Raw genomic sequence first — 998 nt, 5'->3', positions numbered from 1 at the left:
AGCTGCATGAGCGTGTTATGAACGTTTCGCTGATTCTGTATGCAGAGCATGAGTTCAATGCCTCTACGTTTACCGCCCGTGTTTGCGCTTCCACACTGTCCGATATTCACAGCTGCATCACTGGTGCTATCGGCACCCTGCGTGGCCCGCTGCATGGTGGCGCCAACGAAGCGGCCATGGACATGATCGAAAAATTCACCGATGCGGATCATGCCGAGAAAGAAATGATGGGCATGCTGGAGCGTAAAGAGAAGATCATGGGCTTTGGCCATGCAATCTATACCGAATCCGATCCGCGCAACGCCATCATCAAACAGTGGGCCGAAAAGCTGGGCCAGGATGTGGGCGATACCGTGTTGTATCCGGTGTCCGTGCGTTGTGAAGAAGTCATGTGGCGCGAGAAGAAACTGTTCTGCAACGCCGATTTCTTCCATGCGTCTGCCTATTTCTTCATGGGCATTCCGACCAAGCTGTTCACCCCGATTTTCGTGATGAGCCGCCTGACCGGTTGGGCCGGCCACGTAATGGAACAGCGTGCAGACAACCGCATTATTCGTCCGAGCGCGGATTACACCGGTGAAGAACTGCGGGCGGTAACGCCGATCGCTGAGCGGGGTTGATTCGCTCTTACTGTAGGAGCTTGCTTGCAAGCGAAGGGTTCGCCTGCAAGCAGCCTCCTACGGAGATATAGATCCCAAGATTCACCCAGACAAGAGATCCCCAGGCTATGAACACCGAATACCGCAAATCCCTACCCGGCACCGAGCTGGACTATTTCGACACCCGCGCGGCGGTCGATGCGATCCAGCCTGGGGCCTATGCAAAACTTCCATACACTTCCCGAATTCTGGCAGAGCAGCTGGTGCGCCGTTGTGCACCTCAGGATTTGACCGGTGCGCTCAAGCAGCTCATCGAACGCAAACGCGACCTGGACTTTCCCTGGTATCCGGCCCGCGTTGTCTGCCATGACATTCTCGGCCAGACCGCGCTGGTAGACT

The 998-nt window shown here is 56.0% G+C and carries 1 protein-coding gene and 1 pseudogene; both read left to right on the top strand.

The window, feature by feature from the left end; translation table 11 throughout:
• The coding region (locus A3730_RS06055) for a citrate/2-methylcitrate synthase (protein WP_304439472.1) at window positions 1-620 on the top strand (620 nt) is incomplete at its 5' end.
• Window positions 621-727: 107 nt separating this feature from the next.
• Window positions 728-998: pseudogene (locus tag A3730_RS06050) on the top strand (Fe/S-dependent 2-methylisocitrate dehydratase AcnD); the annotation flags it as partial.

Source organism: Alcanivorax sp. HI0044, from assembly GCF_001634945.1.
This window is presented reverse-complemented; position numbering and strand designations above follow the sequence as displayed.